The sequence below is a fragment of the Nonomuraea sp. NPDC003560 genome (genome assembly GCF_042878785.1).
Classification (GTDB): Bacteria; Actinomycetota; Actinomycetes; order Streptosporangiales; family Streptosporangiaceae; genus Nonomuraea.
Genome location: NZ_JBIAOF010000004.1, coordinates 56,953 through 73,131, shown reverse-complemented (window position 1 = coordinate 73,131; position 16,179 = coordinate 56,953). Strand labels below are relative to the sequence as shown.

Annotated in this window: 17 protein-coding genes and 1 pseudogene; 7 read left to right on the top strand and 11 right to left on the bottom strand. The window is 73.6% G+C overall.

Features of this window, described 5'->3' with window-relative positions:
• The first annotated feature begins 57 nt into the window (after nucleotides 1-57).
• Complete coding sequence (locus ACFYUV_RS16620; RefSeq protein WP_387669371.1) at nucleotides 58-1,053, top strand: coiled-coil domain-containing protein; 996 nt, start codon at nucleotides 58-60, stop codon at nucleotides 1,051-1,053.
• On the opposite strand, the gene ACFYUV_RS16615 is transcribed toward ACFYUV_RS16620, so the two are convergent.
• The 3 genes from ACFYUV_RS16615 to ACFYUV_RS16605 form a co-directional block, all read right to left on the bottom strand.
• Nucleotides 1,050-1,976, bottom strand: a complete 927-nt coding sequence (locus tag ACFYUV_RS16615; RefSeq protein ID WP_387669369.1) for a pirin family protein — start codon at nucleotides 1,974-1,976, stop codon at nucleotides 1,050-1,052. The two genes, ACFYUV_RS16620 and ACFYUV_RS16615, sit on opposite strands and share 4 nt — an antisense overlap.
• A gap of 141 nt (nucleotides 1,977-2,117) precedes the next feature.
• Nucleotides 2,118-3,239: an MBL fold metallo-hydrolase gene (locus ACFYUV_RS16610; protein ID WP_358286371.1), complete on the bottom strand. Its 1,122-nt coding sequence runs from the start codon at nucleotides 3,237-3,239 to the stop codon at nucleotides 2,118-2,120.
• A gap of 87 nt (nucleotides 3,240-3,326) precedes the next feature.
• A complete protein-coding gene (locus ACFYUV_RS16605) occupies nucleotides 3,327-4,115 on the bottom strand; it encodes an SDR family NAD(P)-dependent oxidoreductase (protein WP_387669368.1) in 789 nt (262 codons plus the stop codon).
• Between the two features lie 105 nt (nucleotides 4,116-4,220).
• Here ACFYUV_RS16605 and ACFYUV_RS16600 point away from each other — a divergent pair, with 105 nt between their 5' ends.
• Nucleotides 4,221-4,877: a TetR/AcrR family transcriptional regulator gene (locus ACFYUV_RS16600; protein ID WP_387669366.1), complete on the top strand. Its 657-nt coding sequence runs from the start codon at nucleotides 4,221-4,223 to the stop codon at nucleotides 4,875-4,877.
• A gap of 32 nt (nucleotides 4,878-4,909) precedes the next feature.
• Here the strand turns inward: ACFYUV_RS16600 and ACFYUV_RS16595 are convergent, their stop codons facing one another.
• Entirely contained in the window at nucleotides 4,910-5,638 is a 729-nt protein-coding gene (locus tag ACFYUV_RS16595) for a DUF3152 domain-containing protein (protein WP_387669364.1), read from the bottom strand.
• A gap of 104 nt (nucleotides 5,639-5,742) precedes the next feature.
• On the opposite strand from ACFYUV_RS16595, the pseudogene ACFYUV_RS16590 reads away from it, so the two are divergent.
• A pseudogene (locus tag ACFYUV_RS16590) lies at nucleotides 5,743-5,876 on the top strand (IS5/IS1182 family transposase); the annotation flags it as partial.
• Between the two features lie 102 nt (nucleotides 5,877-5,978).
• On the opposite strand, the gene ACFYUV_RS16585 reads toward ACFYUV_RS16590, so the two are convergent.
• The 4 genes from ACFYUV_RS16585 to ACFYUV_RS16570 all read right to left on the bottom strand — a co-directional run bounded on the left by ACFYUV_RS16585 (nucleotide 5,979) and on the right by ACFYUV_RS16570 (nucleotide 9,863).
• Nucleotides 5,979-6,605 (bottom strand): hypothetical protein, encoded by a 627-nt coding sequence (locus ACFYUV_RS16585; protein WP_387670380.1) that lies wholly within the window; start codon nucleotides 6,603-6,605, stop codon nucleotides 5,979-5,981.
• A gap of 366 nt (nucleotides 6,606-6,971) precedes the next feature.
• On the bottom strand, nucleotides 6,972-8,387 hold the full coding sequence (locus ACFYUV_RS16580; protein ID WP_387669362.1) for an NAD(P)/FAD-dependent oxidoreductase: 1,416 nt from the start codon (nucleotides 8,385-8,387) through the stop codon (nucleotides 6,972-6,974).
• Between the two features lie 152 nt (nucleotides 8,388-8,539).
• Nucleotides 8,540-8,968: a type II toxin-antitoxin system PemK/MazF family toxin gene (locus tag ACFYUV_RS16575; protein ID WP_387669360.1), complete on the bottom strand. Its 429-nt coding sequence runs from the start codon at nucleotides 8,966-8,968 to the stop codon at nucleotides 8,540-8,542.
• On the bottom strand, nucleotides 8,961-9,863 hold the full coding sequence (locus ACFYUV_RS16570; RefSeq protein WP_387669359.1) for a helix-turn-helix domain-containing protein: 903 nt from the start codon (nucleotides 9,861-9,863) through the stop codon (nucleotides 8,961-8,963). The genes ACFYUV_RS16575 and ACFYUV_RS16570 overlap by 8 nt, the downstream gene beginning before the upstream one ends.
• Before the next feature lie 174 nt (nucleotides 9,864-10,037).
• On the opposite strand from ACFYUV_RS16570, the gene ACFYUV_RS16565 reads away from it, so the two are divergent.
• Nucleotides 10,038-10,388: a VOC family protein gene (locus ACFYUV_RS16565; protein WP_364337466.1), complete on the top strand. Its 351-nt coding sequence runs from the start codon at nucleotides 10,038-10,040 to the stop codon at nucleotides 10,386-10,388.
• 34 nt (nucleotides 10,389-10,422) lie between these two features.
• On the opposite strand, the gene ACFYUV_RS16560 is transcribed toward ACFYUV_RS16565, so the two are convergent.
• Nucleotides 10,423-11,499 carry an epoxide hydrolase family protein gene (locus ACFYUV_RS16560; protein WP_387669357.1) on the bottom strand — a complete coding sequence of 359 codons (1,077 nt, stop codon included), beginning with the start codon at nucleotides 11,497-11,499 and terminating at the stop codon, nucleotides 10,423-10,425.
• A gap of 50 nt (nucleotides 11,500-11,549) precedes the next feature.
• Here ACFYUV_RS16560 and ACFYUV_RS16555 point away from each other — a divergent pair, with 50 nt between their 5' ends.
• A complete protein-coding gene (locus tag ACFYUV_RS16555) occupies nucleotides 11,550-12,494 on the top strand; it encodes a helix-turn-helix transcriptional regulator (RefSeq protein WP_387669355.1) in 945 nt (314 codons plus the stop codon).
• A gap of 7 nt (nucleotides 12,495-12,501) precedes the next feature.
• Nucleotides 12,502-13,275: a thioesterase family protein gene (locus ACFYUV_RS16550; protein WP_387669353.1), complete on the top strand. Its 774-nt coding sequence runs from the start codon at nucleotides 12,502-12,504 to the stop codon at nucleotides 13,273-13,275.
• A 25-nt stretch (nucleotides 13,276-13,300) separates the two neighbouring features.
• Here the strand turns inward: ACFYUV_RS16550 and gndA are convergent, their stop codons facing one another.
• Together gndA and ACFYUV_RS16540 are read right to left on the bottom strand one after the other, a co-directional pair.
• Nucleotides 13,301-14,725 carry an NADP-dependent phosphogluconate dehydrogenase gene (gene gndA / locus ACFYUV_RS16545; RefSeq protein WP_387669352.1) on the bottom strand — a complete coding sequence of 475 codons (1,425 nt, stop codon included), beginning with the start codon at nucleotides 14,723-14,725 and terminating at the stop codon, nucleotides 13,301-13,303.
• 69 nt (nucleotides 14,726-14,794) lie between these two features.
• The gene (locus ACFYUV_RS16540) at nucleotides 14,795-15,487 is read right to left on the bottom strand and encodes an HAD family hydrolase (protein ID WP_387670361.1); all 693 of its coding nucleotides are present in this window, start codon (nucleotides 15,485-15,487) and stop codon (nucleotides 14,795-14,797) included.
• Nucleotides 15,488-15,511: 24 nt separating this feature from the next.
• On the opposite strand from ACFYUV_RS16540, the gene ACFYUV_RS16535 reads away from it, so the two are divergent.
• The gene (locus tag ACFYUV_RS16535) at nucleotides 15,512-16,156 is read left to right on the top strand and encodes an SDR family oxidoreductase (RefSeq protein WP_387669350.1); all 645 of its coding nucleotides are present in this window, start codon (nucleotides 15,512-15,514) and stop codon (nucleotides 16,154-16,156) included.
• The last annotated feature ends 23 nt before the right edge of the window (nucleotides 16,157-16,179 follow it).

Genomic DNA, 16,179 nt, shown 5'->3' with positions numbered 1-16,179 from the left:
CGGACTCTGATTAGCTCCTGACCGGAACCTGCCCTGCGGCTCAGGCTAAGGAGGACAGTGGCGGTCGCCTCCTCCGCCGTGGGCCACGTGGCGCGGGCCGTGGTCGCCGTACTCGTCGGGCTGACGCTGACGGCGGGCAACGCCTCAGCCGGGCGCGCGGCCCCCAAACCCTCGGTGAAGCAGCTCAAGAAGGAGCTGGCCGCGCTGAGCAAGGAGTCGGACCGGCTCATCGAGGAGTACTACAACAGCCGCCGCGCCCAGCAGCAGGCCGAGAAGACCGAGAAGAGCGCGCGCGAGCGGCTGGCCGCCGCCCAGGAGGTCTACGACCGGGAGGCCCTCCAGCTCAGGACGCTGGCCGTGGCCCAGTACATCGGCGGCGAACCCAACCAGATCGCCCTGTTCACCGGCAGCCAGAACCCGGACGCGCTGCTGAGCCGCCTGGCCCTGAGCCGCCACCTCATCGACGTCCAGGACGCCCGGCTGCGCGGCTACGCCAAGGTCAGGGACGAGCGCCGCAAGGCCGAGCAGGAGGCCGCCGCCCGCGCCGAGGAGCTCGGCACCGCGGTGGCCGACCTGGAGGGGCGCAGGAAGAAGGCCGAGAAGCTGATCGAGAAGATCAGGGACCGGATCGACAGGCTCTACACGGCCCCGGGTGTGCGCCGCCCGGACGGCACGTGGGTGCCGCAGCTCCCGGACGGCTCCGAGAACATCACGCCCCGCATGCGCCTGGTCAAGACGCTGATCAAGGAACGGTTCACGGTGCCGTTCGGGATCGGCTGCTACCGGACGATCCAGGACGGCGGCGAGCACCCGCTCGGCCGCGCCTGCGACTTCATGCTCAGCCACGGCGGCGCGATGCCGTCGGCGGCCGAGGTCAAGCGCGGCTACGAGATCGCGGACTGGGCCATCAAGAACTCCCGGCGCTTGGGGATCATGTACATCATCTACCGCCAGCGCATCTGGCACGCCAGGACGGGCACCTGGCGGACGATGTCCAACCGCGGCGGCACGACGGCCAACCACTTCGACCATCCGCACATCTCGGTCTACTAGCGCGTCTCGGGACGTACCCGTCCGCGCGGCTTCAGGCGGATGGAGGGCAACGCCGGGGCGGGCAGCGGCTCGCCGTCGAAGCCCTCGACCGCGCCGAAGCCCTCGCCCTCCGCCCACTCCTTCCGGAAGGCGGCGATCTCCTCGTGGGAGCGCCCCACGAAGTTCCACCACATGACGATCTCCTCGCCGAACGGCTCGCCGCCGATCAGCAGCACCCGCCCGCGGCCCGACAGCCGCAACGTGCCGGGACCCGGCGGCAGGTAGCGCAGCGCCCCCGGCACGGCCTGCTCGACCTCGCCGTCGAGCAGCAGCAGCCCGTGCTCGAAGGCGGGGTCGAGCGGCACCTCGCCCGTGCCGTCGACCGTCACCTCGGCGCCCACCAGCGGGGTGTAGGTGGTCGCGGGCGAGGTCACGCCGCCGAGCGTGCCCATGATCACGGTGGCGTCGAAGCCGGGGCCGGACAACACGGGCAGGGTGGCGTGGTGCTCGAAGGCGGGGGCCGTGCGCCGGTGGGCCTCCGGCAGGGCCACCCAGAGCTGCACGCCGTGCAGCGTCGTGCCGGGCGACTCCTCCGAGTGGGAGATGCCGCGCCCGGCCGTCATCAGGTTGAGCCGGCCGGGACGCACCCGGCTCAGGCTGCCGACGCTGTCGCGGTGGAGCACCTCGCCCGCGAGCAGCCACGTCACCGTCTGCAGGCCGGTGTGGGGGTGGGGCGGGACGCGCATCAGCGCCGGCTCGGGGCCGTAGGCGTCGACGAAGCACCAGGCGCCGATCATCCGCCGGTGCACGCCGGGCAGCGTCCTGCTCACCCGCATCGCGCGCGGGCCGCCCAGCGGCACCTCGCGTCCGGTCAGCACCTCGCTCCGGTCGCCGCCGTCGGCGGCGCAGCGGAGTTCGCGGGGGTCACGTTCCATGTTGCTCACCCCACGACTGTAGGGGGCCGTACGGCCTCCTACAGTCGGCGTCCCCCGGACGGGACGGCTGTCCCAAGGTCTCCCACCAGCCGTCCAGGGATGGGACGGCTATCCCAGGGGCCTCCTGCCAGTTGTCCACGGGCGGGACGGCTATCCCAGGGTCTCCCACCAGCCGTCCACGGACGGGACGGCGGTGACGTCGACGCCCTCGCCCGGGCGGGGCACCACGATCTCGACGTCGCGTGCCTTCGCCTCCCGCCACAGGCGGTCCACCGGTTCGGCCCACGGGTGCAGCGCCAGCGTGAACGTCGCCCAGTGGACCGGCAGCAGCAGCTTGCCGCCGAGGTCGAGGTGGGCGTTGACGGCCTCCTCCGGGTTCATGTGGATGTCGGGCCAGGCCGGGCTGTAGGCGCCGATCGGCATCAGCGTCAGGTCGAACGGCCCGTGCGCGGCCCCGATGCCCCGGTAGCCCTGGAAGTATCCCGAGTCGCCGGCGTAGAACACCCGCTTGCTCGGCCCGGCCACCACCCACGAACCCCACAGGGTGTCGTTCCTGGTGAAGGCGCGCCCCGAGAAGTGCCGGGCGGCGGTGGCGACGAAGCGCAGGCCCGCCACCTCGGCCTCCTCGTCCCAGTCGAGCTCGATGATCCGGTACAGCGGCACGCCCCACCGCTCCAGGTGCGCCCCGATGCCCAGCGGGACCAGGAACGGCGCCTTCTGGGTGCGCGTGAGCGAGCGCACGGTGGCCATGTCGAGGTGGTCGTAGTGGTCGTGCGAGATCGCGATCGCGTCGACCTGCGGCAGGTCGCCGATGTCCACCGGCAGCGGGTGGTGCCGCTTGGGGCCGACGAGCTGGGACGGCGACACCCGGTTGCTCCACACCGGGTCGAACAGCACCCGCCTGCCCTCGATCTCCACCAGCGTGGAGGCATGGCCGTACCAGACCGCGCGCAGGCCGTCGGCCGGCGGCGGGCCGGACGGCGGCAGGCGCAGCGGGATGGGACCGGCGGGATGCCGCTGCTCCTTGTTCCTGGCCAGCTCGGCCAGCAGGCCCACCGGGGGCGTGGTCATCAGGGCGGTCGGCTCGGACATGGGGTTGACGAACGTGTCGCCCCTGAACTGCGGCGAGCGCCGCATCCTGCTCACCCGGTCCGGCCCCGACGTCAAAGGCCGCACGCCCAGCTCGGCCGGTATCCCGCGCAACGCCCACCCGGCCGCGGCGGCGAGCGCGCCGCCCGCGAGGATCCGCCGTGCGGTCCGCATTCCTGCCATTGCCCACACTCCCCTGGAGATGATGTCCATCCCGCCCAACCGGACGGGATTCCCCGGTGTTCCCGTTCTACGATATATCGCGATAGTTCATACCGTCTTGATCGCTCCGCCGTCGATGACGTAGTCGGCGCCGTTCACGCTCCCGGCGTGCGGCGAGGCCAGGTACGTCACCAAGGAGGCGACTTCTTCCGGTTCGACGAACCTACCGGTCGTCATTCCGGTGACCGACGGCAGCCCCGCGAGCAACTGCTCGTGCTCCATCCCGAGCGAGGCCGCCAGGGCGGCGCCGTACCCGTCGGGGGCCTCCCACATCGAGGTGCGCGAGGCGCCGGGGGAGATGGTGGCGACCCGCACGCCACGCGGGCCGAACTCCTCGGCCAGAGCCTTGCCGAACGCCGTCAGCGCGGCCTTGGCGGTGGTGTACACGACCGGCCCCATGTGCGGCACGCGGGCGCCGTTGGACGAGATGTTGATCACAGTGCCGCCCCGCCGCAACAGGCTCGGCATCGCAGCCCTGGTGGCCCGCACGGCGCTGAGGAAGTTCAGGTCGTACGACTGGCGCCAGGCGTCGTCGTCGAAGCCGAGGAAGCCGTTGAGCTGCCCCTGGCCGCCGTCGCCGCCGCCCACGTTGTTGACCAGGAGGTCGATCTCGTCAAGCTCGGCCAGCGCGCGTTCGACCAGCTCGGCCGGGCCCGCCGCGGTGGACAGGTCGGCCGTGACGGTGATCGCGCCGGTGCGCTCCAGCTCGGGGGAGATCGTGCGGGCCGCGGCCACGACCCGCATGCCCTCAGCCGTCAGCGCCTTGACGATCGCCAGCCCCAGCCCTCTGCTCGCCCCGGTGACGACGGCGGTCTTGCCGGTGAGTCGCATGTCCATGTGAATCGCCCTTCTTGCATCAGCGGTGATGCGATCACTCTAGAAGCTGCAACAGTGATGACGCAACTTCGAATCGAAGGGGTACCGTCCTGTACCCTCTGAGGTGTGAGTGGGACGACACGGGCCCTGCGGTCCGACGCTGAGCGGACCGTCCGGACGATCCTGGAGGCGGCCGAACGGGTGCTCAGCAGGAATCCGGCGGCCAGCATGGAGCAGATCGCCGAGGCGGCCGGGGTGGCGCGCACGACCGTCCACCGGCGCTTCGCCTCCAGGGAGTCGCTGGTGGAGGCGATGGCCGAGTGGGCCACCCGGCAGTTCGCCGCCGCCGTGGACGCCGCCCGTCCCGAGCAGGCGCCGCCGCTGGTCGCGCTCTACCAGGTGACGGCGAACGTGCTGCGGGTGAAGATCGACTGGGGGTTCGCGATGAGCCGCGGGCCGTCGGCGGGGGCCGAGGTGGCCCGGGTGCACTCCGAGGTCGAGGCCAGGTGCGACCGGCTGTTCCAGCAGGCGCGGGCGGCCGGGGTGCTGCGGGAGGACGTGGAGCCGGAGTGGGCCCGCCGGGTGTACTACGCGCTGATCCACGAGGCGGCGCAGAGCCGCGACGGCGAGCCGGAGGCGCTGGCGGCGCGGCTGGTGGACACCTTGCTGCGCGGCGTCGGCCCAGGCGCCGGACTTCCCTCCACTCCGCTTGCCGCCCCGAGCCCTCCTGCCGCGCCCGCCCCCGCGGGCCCTCCTCCCGCCTCCGCGAGCCCTTCCGAGTAGGAGGTTCGCGGCTTCCGGGGGCCGGCCATCCGTCAGGGGTTGCGAACCAGGGCGTCGCGGCGCTCGTCCGGGCGGCGTTCCGGGTGGGGCCACGGGTTCGGACGGCAGCGGCCCAGCGACTTCGACTGCTGGACCATCACCGGAGTCGGCAGACCGGGGCCGGGGCAGGCGCGGTGGCCGTGTCCCAGGCTGTGGCCGACCTCGTGGCTGATGAGGTAGTCGCGGTAAGCGGCCAGGTCGCCCTCGTACTGCGGGACGCCGTCGGCCCAGCGGAGCGCGTTGATGACCGAGCGCGTCCCGTTCCAGCACGACAACGTGCCGCCGGTGCGCAACGGCAGGCACTGGCGGACGGTCAGCCCCGGGCTGGACAGCGCCACCCGCACCCGTACCGGGCCGTGGTCGACGCGCTGGAAGCGGGCCCATCCGCGCGGGTCGTTGAGGGTGCGGTGCACGGCGGCCGCGAACACGGGCCCGTCGATCGGCAGGCCGCGTTCGACCTCCACCAGGTACCGCACCACCTCGCCCTCCCCGTCTCGGGCGGGCGCGCCGCCGGGCACCACGGCGTACGAGCCCGAGGCGGCGTACGGGACCTTGACGTGTGCGGCGGGCAGCGGGATCGGCGCGGGGATCGAGGGGCGCGGCGGACGGGGGACGGCGGGAAGGGCTCGTTCTGCGGGGCGCTCGGGCGCTTCCGTGCGTTCCGGGGCGGAGGCGCATCCGGCGGCCAGCAGCAGGACGATCAGCAGCGCGAACAGCGGCAACGCGGCCTCCCCACGAGATCACGGTGGGGAGAAATCCACCATATCCGCGCAGTGCCGCCCGGATCATGCCGGGGTCTGACCAAGGGGTCGCGCGGACCGGCGCGCGACTGCCGCGCCTCGGCTGTTCCTACGAGGCGATCGCCGACACCAGCTGCTCGGCCACCACGATCCGTGCCTCGACGAGATCGCCGTGGACGGCTCCTTCACCAAGGCTCCCGGAGGTGGAGAGGCGGCCGGCGTTACCCGGCACGTCGGACGCGCCCACGCCTGCCACCGGATCGCCCGCTGCTGCGAGCGGCGCGAATCGCCGGCCATGACCGCGCCCTGCCCGTACGGCCTCCTACGGCCCCGGGTGGAAGCCCGGAGAGCCCAGCTCCGCGAACCAGCTCGGTGGCTCCGGCGCGGTGAACGCGGTGGTCATCGCGTCCAGCCAGGCGGCGAACGTGGGGAAGTCCGGGATGGAGTCGGCCAGCTCCTCCCAGCTCCCGTCCTCGACGTAGCGTGCGCGCCCCTCCTGGTCGTCGTAGTGGTGGTGGTAGACCGGGTATTCGCCGTCCGCGTCCGGCCGGGTGACGTCGAAGCACCAGACCGCCTCGTTGTCCGCGTCCGCGAGGGCGAAGCCGACCAGGTGGTTGGTGGACAGCCACCGGCCGTCGCCGCGGTCCACACCCTCGGGCATGTGCACGAGATCGGAGTTCAGCTCGACGATGGCGTCGTCACCGACGACGACGAACTCGATGTACTCGTTGGACGAGACGTCCCGGCGCTTGCAGGCAAAGGTGTTGTGCTCGGCGAGGAAAGCCCGGTAGCTGGGCGGAGCCGTCCAGTCGACGGTTCCGAAATGGGGCTTCAGTCCAGTCTCGCGGTTGCGGACGGCTTCGGCGGAGGCGGGCTCCGACGCCGTGATGATGACCGTTCCGGATTCGGCGGCGCGGTGGAGGATTGCCAGACTCTCGTGTATCGACATCGCGGTCCTTGATCGGGGGATCGTACGGCTATGTGGGCGTGGCTTCACAACTGTCAGGTGCCTGATCGTGGCCGATGACCACGATCGGCGGAGTGGGCAATTCCTGTCCGGGCCCGCGGACAGCCTCCCTCCGCATCGATACGCATGGCCTTTTACGCCGACCTGCCACCAACCCCCGCCGTCCGGACGCGGCACGCCCTGCTCACGTCCTGGTTCAGCCTGCCGTCCGGGGGCGGCGTCATCGGTGTCTGGCGCCCGATGGACGCCGTTCCTCCAGCGCGGGGACATTCGCCGGGCGTCCACGGGCCGGCCTGGTCGGCGCGGGGCTCCGCGCCGGGGCGCGGTTCCGCCGGGCCTGCGGGTGGGTCAGACGGTGCGGGGGGCGTAGGGGGTGAGGTCGATGGGGGGTTGTTCGTCGAGGGCCAGCTTGGCGACGAGTTCGCCGGTGAACGGGCCCGCCGTCAGCCCGTACGCGCTCAGCCCCGTCGCCACGACCACCCGCGGCGTGAGCCGCCCGATGAGCGCGGGGCCGGGGGCGTTGACCGGCCGCAGGCCGACCCTCGTCTCGGACACCGTCGCCCCGAACAGGCCGGGCGCCACCCGCAACCCCGCTGCGATCACCTCTTCGAGCCCGCCCATCGTGACCCGGGGCGCGAACCCGACGTCCTCCACGGTCGCGCCGATCACCACCCGCGAGCCGGGGAACCCCAGCAGGTACGGCCCGCTCCTGGGCAGCACGATGGGCCAGAACGCGGTGTCCACGCCGTCTAGGGTGGCGTGCAGGATCTGCCCGCGCCGGGGGAACACCGGCAGCTCCACCCCGAGCGGACGGCACACCTCGCCCGTCCACGCCCCGGCCGCCACGATCACGACGTCCGCCTCCAGCGGGACGCCCTCGCCGGCGGGCACGCGTCCGGCCGCGGAGGGGGCGACGGGTTCGGCCGGCGGCACGGGGACGATCGGCTCCACCACGGGCGGCACGGGCTCGGAGGCCGGGGCGGGACCTCCGGGGGAGCCGTCCGGAGGGCCGCCGAAGGGCGCGTCGCCCGCTGCGCCGACCGGTCCTTCGTCGGACGCCTCAAGAGGGCTCTCGGTCAGGTCGCCGGTGGCGGACGGCGGGTGGTCCGGCGCGAGCGGAGCGGCCTGGCGCCAGGAGGTGGTCCGGCCGCTCACCGCGCCGGCTCCCGGCCCCGGCTGGGCCCACTGCGGCCCGTTCCCCGCCGGGATGTCCTCGTCGGCGGCGTGCAGGCGCACCTGCCCGTCGGAGGTGAGGACGGCGCTGCCGTGCAGCACCTCGGCGCCCCGGGCGACGGCGGCGCGCAGCAGCGCGTCGCGTACGGCGCTGCCGTCCACCCGGGCGGCGCCCGGCACGAGGAGCGCGCTGAGGTCGTCGGACAACGGCGGGAACAGGTCGGACGGCGTCAGCACGTCGGTGACCTCGCCCATCTCGGGCGCGTCGGCGTAGCGGCGGCGCAGCAGGGCCCGCACCGGTTCGAGATCGACCGGGTCCTCGGCCACGAGCAGGGCACCGACCTTGGCGTAGCCGATGTCCTCGCCCAGGGCCTCGACCAGCCTCGGGTAGTGGCGGGCGCCCTCGCTGGTCAGCCGGTACCAGGAGTCGTCCTCCGGATGGTCCACCCAGGGGCACACGATGCCCGCGCCCGCCTGGGTCGCCTGGCCCTGGGAGCCGCGGTCCACCACGGTCACGGCCACGCCGCGGCCGCTCAGGTAGTAGGCCGCGCTCGCCCCGACGATCCCGCTGCCGATCACCACAACACGCATGCACCCATGATCGCAGGCGCGGGCGATCTCGGACGATGACCGGATCGTGCGCTTACCATCCGGATACTCCCTCACGCCCATCCCCGGGGGCTACAGGACTGCCCACCCCTGCGGGAGCGGACCGGTGCGCGGAGGACCGGGCCGTGCGCGGGTCAGCCCACGCCCCACCCGTGCGTCTGCATGAGGACGGAGGCCACCCGGGCGAACCGGTCGCCGTCGAGCACCGCGCCCTCGCGGCGGATGTCGCCCTCGTCCAGCACGAAGACCCGGTCGAGCCGCAGGTACGACACCCGCCCGTCGCGGCCCCACGCGCCGATCTCCAGCCAGTCGGAGCCGTCGTCGCCCTTGCTCGACAACATCATGCCGAGCAGCCTGCGCCCGGTACGGCCCACGACCAGCAGCGGCCGGTCCTTGCCCCGCGACGGATCCTCCTCGTACGGCACCCACGCCCACACGATCTCCCCAGGATCGGCCAGGCCGTCGAGGTCGGGGGAGTAGGCCAGAGTGACGGGACCGTTGAGCGAGTGGACCTCGCGTACGACGCCCCGGGCGGGCCGGGGGTCCTCACCTGCATCATGCATTGGGGGAGCTTACGGCGGCCGGCGACCCGAAATCCACCCGCCGGAGGGGGGCGGGGGAGGCCAGCAGGCGGCGCAGGACCGTCGGGGTGTGGCCGACGTGGCGGCGGATCGTACGGGTCAGGTGGGCCTGGTCGGCGAACCCGAGGTCGGCGGCGAGCGCGGCCAGGCCGGTCTCGCCGCTCTCCAGCCGGTCGAGCGCCCGGCTCACGCGCACCCGGTTGCGGTAGTGGGTCAGCGAGACGCCCAGTTCGCGGGTGAAGGCCCGGCTGAGCCGGTAGGGGGAGACGGCAAGCAACTCCGCCAGCGGCAACAGCCCGGCGGCCGCCGGATGGTCGGCCGAGATCGCCTCGCGGGCGGCGTCGGCGATGGCCGCGGTGGAGCGGGCGGGGGAGGGGGCGGGCCGGCGCGCCGCGGCCGCCCCGTCCGCGGCGGCCGGGGTGGCGGGGCCGGCCAGCTGGGTGAGGGTGGCGCCGGTCAGCGACAGCAGGGATTCGACCAGGGCGAAGTCGGGGTCTCCCGCGCGGGCGGTGGCCAGCAGGCGGCGGTGCGCGAGCTCGAGGCGGGCGTCGACGTAGACCGTGGAGCGGGCGAGGCTGGTGGCGTCGCCCGCGAGCGTGCGCCAGAGGGCGGGGGACAGGGAGATGGAGGTGCAGACGTCGCCGCCCGCCGGGTGGGCGAAGCGTTCCTCCTCGCCGGGCGCGCCGAGGTAGGCCATCGTCGGGTCGACGGCGGCCTTGCGGCCGTCGGCCATGCGGCGGAACGCGCCGCGGTGGACCAGCACCATGCGGTGGGCCCGGCCCACCTCGGGCCGCGACCAGCCGCGGTGGTCGTCGGCGCAGGTCACCAGGTCGAGGGTGAAGCCCTTCCCACGGGCCAGCGGCTTGGAGGATCGCACCCGCCGAACGCTACGCCCCACCACCGACAATCTCCCCGCCAGGGTTCGGGGCCTTCGGCGACGCATGCGTCCCAGGGGGTACGGCCTCGGCCACGGTACGCGCCGAAGGCATCGGGCGGGGTGGGTGCAAGGATGTTCAAGACCTTGGGGGGTGGCACCGGCAAGGGTGGGGGCATGACGACAGTGATTTCCTCCATAGTTTTCGACTGCGCCGACCCCGTCGCCCTGGCGGGCTTCTATGCCAAGGCGACCGGGTGGCAGGTCGGCGACTCCGACCCCGACTACGCCACCGTCACCGGCGGCCCCGTGCCGCTGGCCTTTCAGCGGATCGACGGCTACCAGGGCCCGGGCTGGCCCAACGACGGCAAGCACGTGCACCTCGACCTCACCGTCCCCGACGTCGAGGAGGCCAGGCGGGCGCTGGTCGCCCTGGGCGCCACCCTGCCCGGCCACCAGCCGGGCGGCGACGACTGGACGGTGCTGCTCGACCCCGAGGGCCACCCGTTCTGCGTGATGCCCGGCTAGAGCCCGGCGAAGGACGTAGTGCCCGGCAGAACGGCTAGAGCTCGGCGAAGAACGAGCTGACGTCCTCGGCCAGCAGGTCGGGGGCCTGGAGGGCGGCGTAGTGGCCGCCGCGCGCCGGCTCCGACCAGCGCACCACGTTGTGGGAGCGCTCGGCGTAGCGGCGGACCGTGCTGTCGCCTGGGAAGACGGCCACGGCCGTCGGCGTCGTGCCGGGCTCGGCGGGCGGCGCCCAGTCGCCGCCGCTCTCCCGGTACAGGCGCGCGGCGGAGCCGGCGGTGCCGGTCAGCCAGGTGATGGTGACGTTGGTCAGGACGTCGTCGGGGGCGACCCCGCCGGCGTCCTGACCCCAGCTCGCGAACGCGTCCAGGTGCCAGGCGAGCTGGCCGGCCGGCGAGTCGGCCAGGGCGTAGGCGAGGGTCTGCGGCCTGGTGCTCTGGGTGGCGGCGTACCCCGAGAACTCGCGGTGCCAGCGCTCGATCCGCCGCGCGCGCTCGGTCTCGGCCTCGGTCAGCCCGGACAGGTCGTCGGAGACGAACGCCGTGAGCGCGTTCAGGTGCACGCCCGCCACCCGGTCGGGGACCATCCGGGCCAGGGCGGGCGAGACGAGCGAGCCGAAGTCGCCGCCCTGGAGGCCGTACCGGTCGTAGCCGAGGCGGTCCATGAGCTCGATCCAGGCGGCGGCGACCCGGCGCACGCCCCAGCCGGTCTCGGTGGTGGGGCCGGAGAAGGCGAACCCGGGCACGGACGGGATGACGAGGTGGAAGTCGCGGCTGAGCGCCTCGGCCACGCGGGAGAAGTCGGCGAACGTGCTCGGCCAGCCGTGCGTCAGCAGCAGCGGCAGCGCGCCGGGACGCGGCGAGCGCACGTGGGCGAAGTGCACGCGCTGGCCGTCGATCTCGGTCGTGTACTGCGGCAGCTCGTTGAGCCGCGCCTCGTGCGCCCGCCAGTCGTAGCCGTCCAGCCAGTACGCGGCCAGCTCGCGCACGGCCTCGGGCGGCACGCCGTAGGACCAGCCGACCCCCTCCAGGGCGTCCGGCCAGCGCGTGCGGTCCAGCCGCGCCCGCAGGTCGTCGATCGCGGACTGCGGGATGTCGATGACGAATCGGTTCATGCCGCCCACGCTAGGCAGCATTGCGGCCAGGATCGGGCCACAATGGACCCGTGCTCGACACCTCGGCGCGGCTCCTGCGCCTGCTCTCCCTCCTGCAGACCCGGCGCGAGTGGCCCGGCGCGGAGCTGTCGCAGCGGCTCGGCGTGGCCCCGCGCACGCTGCGCCGCGACATCGACCGGCTGCGCAGCCTCGGCTACCCGGTGGGCTCCACGCCGGGGGTGGCGGGCGGTTACCGGCTCGGTCCCGGCGCGGAGCTGCCGCCGTTGCTGCTCGACGACGAGGAGGCCGTGGCGGTCGCGGTCGGCCTGCGCACGGCCGCCGGCGGCACGGTGACCGGCATCGAGGAGACCTCGCTGCGTGCCCTGGCCAAGCTCGAACAGGTGCTGCCCGCCCGCCTGCGGCAGCGCGTCAACGCCCTGCAGACGCACACCGTCCGCGTCGGCGGGCAGGGCCCGACGGTCGACCCCGAGCTGCTGACCCGCATCACCGCCGCCTGCCGCGACCGCGAGCAGCTGCGCTTCGACTACACCGACCACGAGGGCGCCGTCACGCTGCGGCGGGCCGAGCCGCACAGCCTGGTCAGCAAGGGCAGCCGCTGGTACCTGGTCGGCTGGGACGTCGACCGCCACGACTGGCGCACGTACCGGGCCGACCGGATCGAGGTGCGCACGCCCAACGGCCCGCGCTTCGCCCCCCGCGAGCCGCCGGAGGCCGACGTCGCCGCGTGGGTGCGCCACCGGCTCGGCCACCAGATGTGGCCGGTCCAGGCCCGCTTCCTGATCCACGCCCCGGCCGGACGGCTGGCCGGCCGCGTCGGCGGCGAGGTCGAGCCGGTGGACGAGGCCACCTGCGTGCTCACCATGCGCGGCGACGACCTGCACCTGATGGCCGTGGCCGTGGCCTTCCTCGACCTCGACTTCGAGGTGCTCGAACCGGCCGAGCTGAAAGAACGCCTGCACGCCCTGGGACGGCGGCTGCTCTCTTCCAGAATATGATTCGGTGATGGCCACGTCAGCGTTCTTCACGCGCAAGGAGGGCGAGTTCGTGCCCGCCCCGCACGCGCGCAGCCCCTGGTCCCCCGACATGCTCCACGGCCGACTGCTCGGCGGCCTGGCGGCGAGCGCCCTGGAGGAGCGGCACGGCGAGCCCGGCCTGCACTTCGCCAGGCTCACCGTCGACCTGTTCCGCAACAGCCCCATGCTGCCGGTCACGGTGGAGACCACCCTGGTCAGGGACGGACGGCGGATCCGGGTCGCCGACGCCGTGCTCTCCACCGGACAGGGCGTGATCGGCCGGGCCTCGGCCGTGCTGCTCCGGCAGGGCGAGCAGCCCGGCGGCCGGCTGCCGCACACGCCCGCCTGGGACGAGCCGCCGCCCGCCGGCGACCCGGCCGAGGGGCAGGGCTGGAAGCCGCCGTTCGACCTGTGGCGGCTGACCGAATGGGGGCAGGGCGGGCGCGACCGGGTGTGGCTGCGCGAGACCCACCCGCTGGTGGACGACGAGCCGCTGACGCCGCTCACCCGCGCCGCCCTGGCCGCCGACTTCGCCAGCCCGCTGGCCAACGTCGGCTCGGCGGGCGTCAGCTTCATCAACGCCGACTACACGCTGACGCTCGCCCGGCTGCCCGAGGGCGAGCTGATCGGCGTCGAGGCCACCGGCCACCTCAGCGCCGGCGGCGTCGCGACCGGCCAGGTCACCCTGCACGACACGGCCGGCCCGATCGGGTTCTGCGTGGTCACGGCGGTGGCCAACCCGGTCGCGTTGACCGGCCGCTGACCGGCCGCCGAGCCGCGGGTGACGGTCAGGCGGGGTGCTCGTCGCGGTCGCCCGACCAGTCGGTGTGGAAGGCGCCCTCCCGGTCCACCCGGTGGTAGGTGTGCGCGCCGAAGTAGTCGCGCAGCCCCTGCACCAGCGCGGCCGGCAGGCGGTCGCGGCGCAGCCCGTCGTAGTAGGCCAGCGCGGAGGAGAAGCCCGGCGTCGGCACGCCGATGCGCACGGCCGTGGTCACCACGCGCCGCCACGCGTCCTGCGCGGCGTTCAGCGCGGCGGCGAAGGTCGGGTCGGCCAGCAGCGTCGGAAGCCGCCGGTCGGCGTCGTAGGCGGCGCGGATGCGGTCGAGGAACTTGGCCCTGATGATGCAGCCGCCGCGCCAGATGGTGGCCATGGCGCCCGGGTCGACGTCCCAGCCGTACTCCTCGGAGGCGGCGGCGATCTGGTCGAAGCCCTGCGCGTAGGCGACGATCTTGGACGCGTACAGGGCCTGGCGCACGTCCTCGATCAGCTCGCGGCCGCCGACGCCGGACAGCTTCGGGCCCTCCAGCGACGCGGCGGCGGCGCGCTGCTCCGGATGGCCCGACAGCGCGCGGGCGAAGACCGCCTCGGCGATGCCGGTCACCGGCACGCCCAGGTCGAGCGCGCTCTGCACGGTCCAGCGGCCGGTGCCCTTCTGCTCGGCCTGGTCCACCACGACGTCCACGAACGGCTTGCCCGTGGCCGCGTCGACCTGCTCCAGCACCTCGGCGGTGATCTCGATCAGGTACGAGTCCAGGTCGCCCCGGTTCCACTCCCTGAACACCTCGGCCAGCTCGGCCGGCGTCGCCCCCAGGGCCTGGCGCAGCAGGTCGTAGGACTCGGCGATGAGCTGCATGTCCGAGTACTCGATGCCGTTGTGCACCATCTTCACGAAGTGCCCGGCGCCGTCGGGGCCGACGTGCACGGCGCACGGCACCCCGTCCACCTTGGCGGAGATGTCCTGCAGGATCGGGCCCAGCGCCTCCCACGACTCCTTCGAGCCACCCGGCATGATGCTCGGGCCGAGCAGCGCGCCCTCCTCACCGCCGGAGATGCCGGTGCCGACGAAATGGATGCCGCGCTCGCGCAGCGCCGCCTCACGCCGCCGGGTGTCCTGGAAATGCGCGTTGCCACCGTCGACGATCATGTCGCCCGGCTCCATCAGCTCGGCGAGCTGGTCGATCACCGCGTCGGTGCCGGGACCCGCCTTCACCATGATGATCGCCCGGCGCGGCCGCTTCAGCGACGCCACGAAGGCGGCCAGCTCCTCGGCCGGCACGAACGTGCCCTCCCCGCCGAACTCCCTGACCAGCTGCTGGGTGCGGGCCGTCGTGCGGTTGTGCACGGCGACGGCGTACCCGTGCCTGGCCAGGTTCCTGGCCAGGTTGCGCCCCATGGTGGCCAGGCCGGTGACGCCGATGTCTGCCAAGTCCATCTTCAATGCTCCTCTGTGGGGGATACGCACGATCAAGCTGGGAGGTTCGGCGAGATATTCCCCCTTCGCTCAGGACGGGGAGCGCACGCCGAGCTCGTCCAGCCTGGCGAGCATGTCCGCCGGATCGGCGTACACGCGGAAGGCCCCGGCGCGTTCGAGCTCGTCCCTGCCATATCCACCGGACAGCAGCCCGATGCCGAGCGCGCCCGCCCGGCGGGCGGCCAGCAGATCCCAGACGCTGTCGCCCACCACCATCGCATGCAGCGGGTCCACCTGGACGAGCGCCGCACCGGCCAGGAACAGATCCGGGTCCGGCTTGGCCCGCCGCACCTGGTCGCGGGTGACCATCGGGGTGTCCTCCGGCAGGCCGAGCATGCCCAGCGCGAGCCGGGCCGTACGGGCGTAGCCGCTGGTCGCGATGGCCCACGGCACGCCGCGCGCGGTCAGCTCGCCGAGCAGCTCGGCCGCCCCCGGCAGCGGCCGGACCGACGCCACCTGCTGCTCGTACGCCTCGGCGTGGGTGACCTGCAACTCGTCGATCTGCTCCTGGGTCAGCTTCAGCCCGGTCTCGCGCAGCAGCGCGCTGACGAACAGGCCGCCGCTCATGCCGATGCGCCGGTGGATGCGCCACACCGACAGGTCGATCCCCATCCCGGACAGCGCCTGCCGCCAGGCGATGACGTGCTGGTAGACGCTGTCGATCAGGGTGCCGTCCAGGTCGAACAGGAACGCGGGCGTGGGGGCCTGCGGGAAGTCGTTCATGACGTCCATGACACCATGGGGGGCATGCGGATCATCATCGCGGGTGGCCACGGCAAGATCGCGCTGCGGCTGGCCGAGCGGCTCAGGTCCGGCGCGGTCGGCCTGGTGCGCAACCCCGCGCACGTGGCCGACGTCGAGGCCACCGGGGCCGAGGCCGTGCTGTGCGACCTGGAGCAGGCCACCGCCGACGAGGTGACGGAGATCCTGCGCGGCGCCGACGCCGTGATCTTCGCGGCCGGCGCCGGCCCGGGCAGCGGCGCGGCCCGCAAGGACACCGTCGACCGGGCCGCGTCCGTCCTGATGGCCGACGCCGCCGAGCGGGCGGGCGTGCGGCGGTTCATCCAGATCTCCTCCATGGGCGCCGGCCGCCCGCCCGCGCCGGGCAGCGACGCGGTCTGGGCCGCCTACATCGAGGCCAAGACCGCCGCCGAGGACGACCTGCGCGCCCGCGACGGCCTGGCCTGGACGATCCTGCGCCCCGGCCGCCTGACCGACGAGCCAGGCACGGGCCTGGTCCGGCTGGCCCCGCAGGTGCCGCCCGGCTCGGTGCCGCGCGACGACGTGGCCGCCGTCGTCATGGCGCTGCTGGAGAACCCGGGCACCGCGCATCGCACGCTGGAGCTCGTCTCGGGCGACACGCCGGTGATCGACCTCATAGCCACCGAGTAATGCGTCCCCTTTGCCGATTGCTG

What these genes read in the sequence shown, in the direction of transcription:
- gndA (WP_387669352.1), bottom strand. Translation starts at nt 14,725, where the DNA reads ATGGACTTGGCAGACATCGGCGTCACCGGCCTGGCCACCATGGGGCGC.
- ACFYUV_RS16535 (WP_387669350.1), top strand. Translation starts at nt 15,512, where the DNA reads ATGCGGATCATCATCGCGGGTGGCCACGGCAAGATCGCGCTGCGGCTG.
- ACFYUV_RS16560 (WP_387669357.1), bottom strand. Translation starts at nt 11,499, where the DNA reads ATGAACCGATTCGTCATCGACATCCCGCAGTCCGCGATCGACGACCTG.
- ACFYUV_RS16580 (WP_387669362.1), bottom strand. Translation starts at nt 8,387, where the DNA reads ATGCGTGTTGTGGTGATCGGCAGCGGGATCGTCGGGGCGAGCGCGGCC.
- ACFYUV_RS16605 (WP_387669368.1), bottom strand. Translation starts at nt 4,115, where the DNA reads ATGGACATGCGACTCACCGGCAAGACCGCCGTCGTCACCGGGGCGAGC.
- ACFYUV_RS16610 (WP_358286371.1), bottom strand. Translation starts at nt 3,239, where the DNA reads ATGGCAGGAATGCGGACCGCACGGCGGATCCTCGCGGGCGGCGCGCTC.
- ACFYUV_RS16540 (WP_387670361.1), bottom strand. Translation starts at nt 15,487, where the DNA reads ATGAACGACTTCCCGCAGGCCCCCACGCCCGCGTTCCTGTTCGACCTG.
- ACFYUV_RS16565 (WP_364337466.1), top strand. Translation starts at nt 10,038, where the DNA reads ATGACGACAGTGATTTCCTCCATAGTTTTCGACTGCGCCGACCCCGTC.
- ACFYUV_RS16575 (WP_387669360.1), bottom strand. Translation starts at nt 8,968, where the DNA reads ATGCATGATGCAGGTGAGGACCCCCGGCCCGCCCGGGGCGTCGTACGC.
- ACFYUV_RS16550 (WP_387669353.1), top strand. Translation starts at nt 12,502, where the DNA reads ATGGCCACGTCAGCGTTCTTCACGCGCAAGGAGGGCGAGTTCGTGCCC.
- ACFYUV_RS16585 (WP_387670380.1), bottom strand. Translation starts at nt 6,605, where the DNA reads ATGTCGATACACGAGAGTCTGGCAATCCTCCACCGCGCCGCCGAATCC.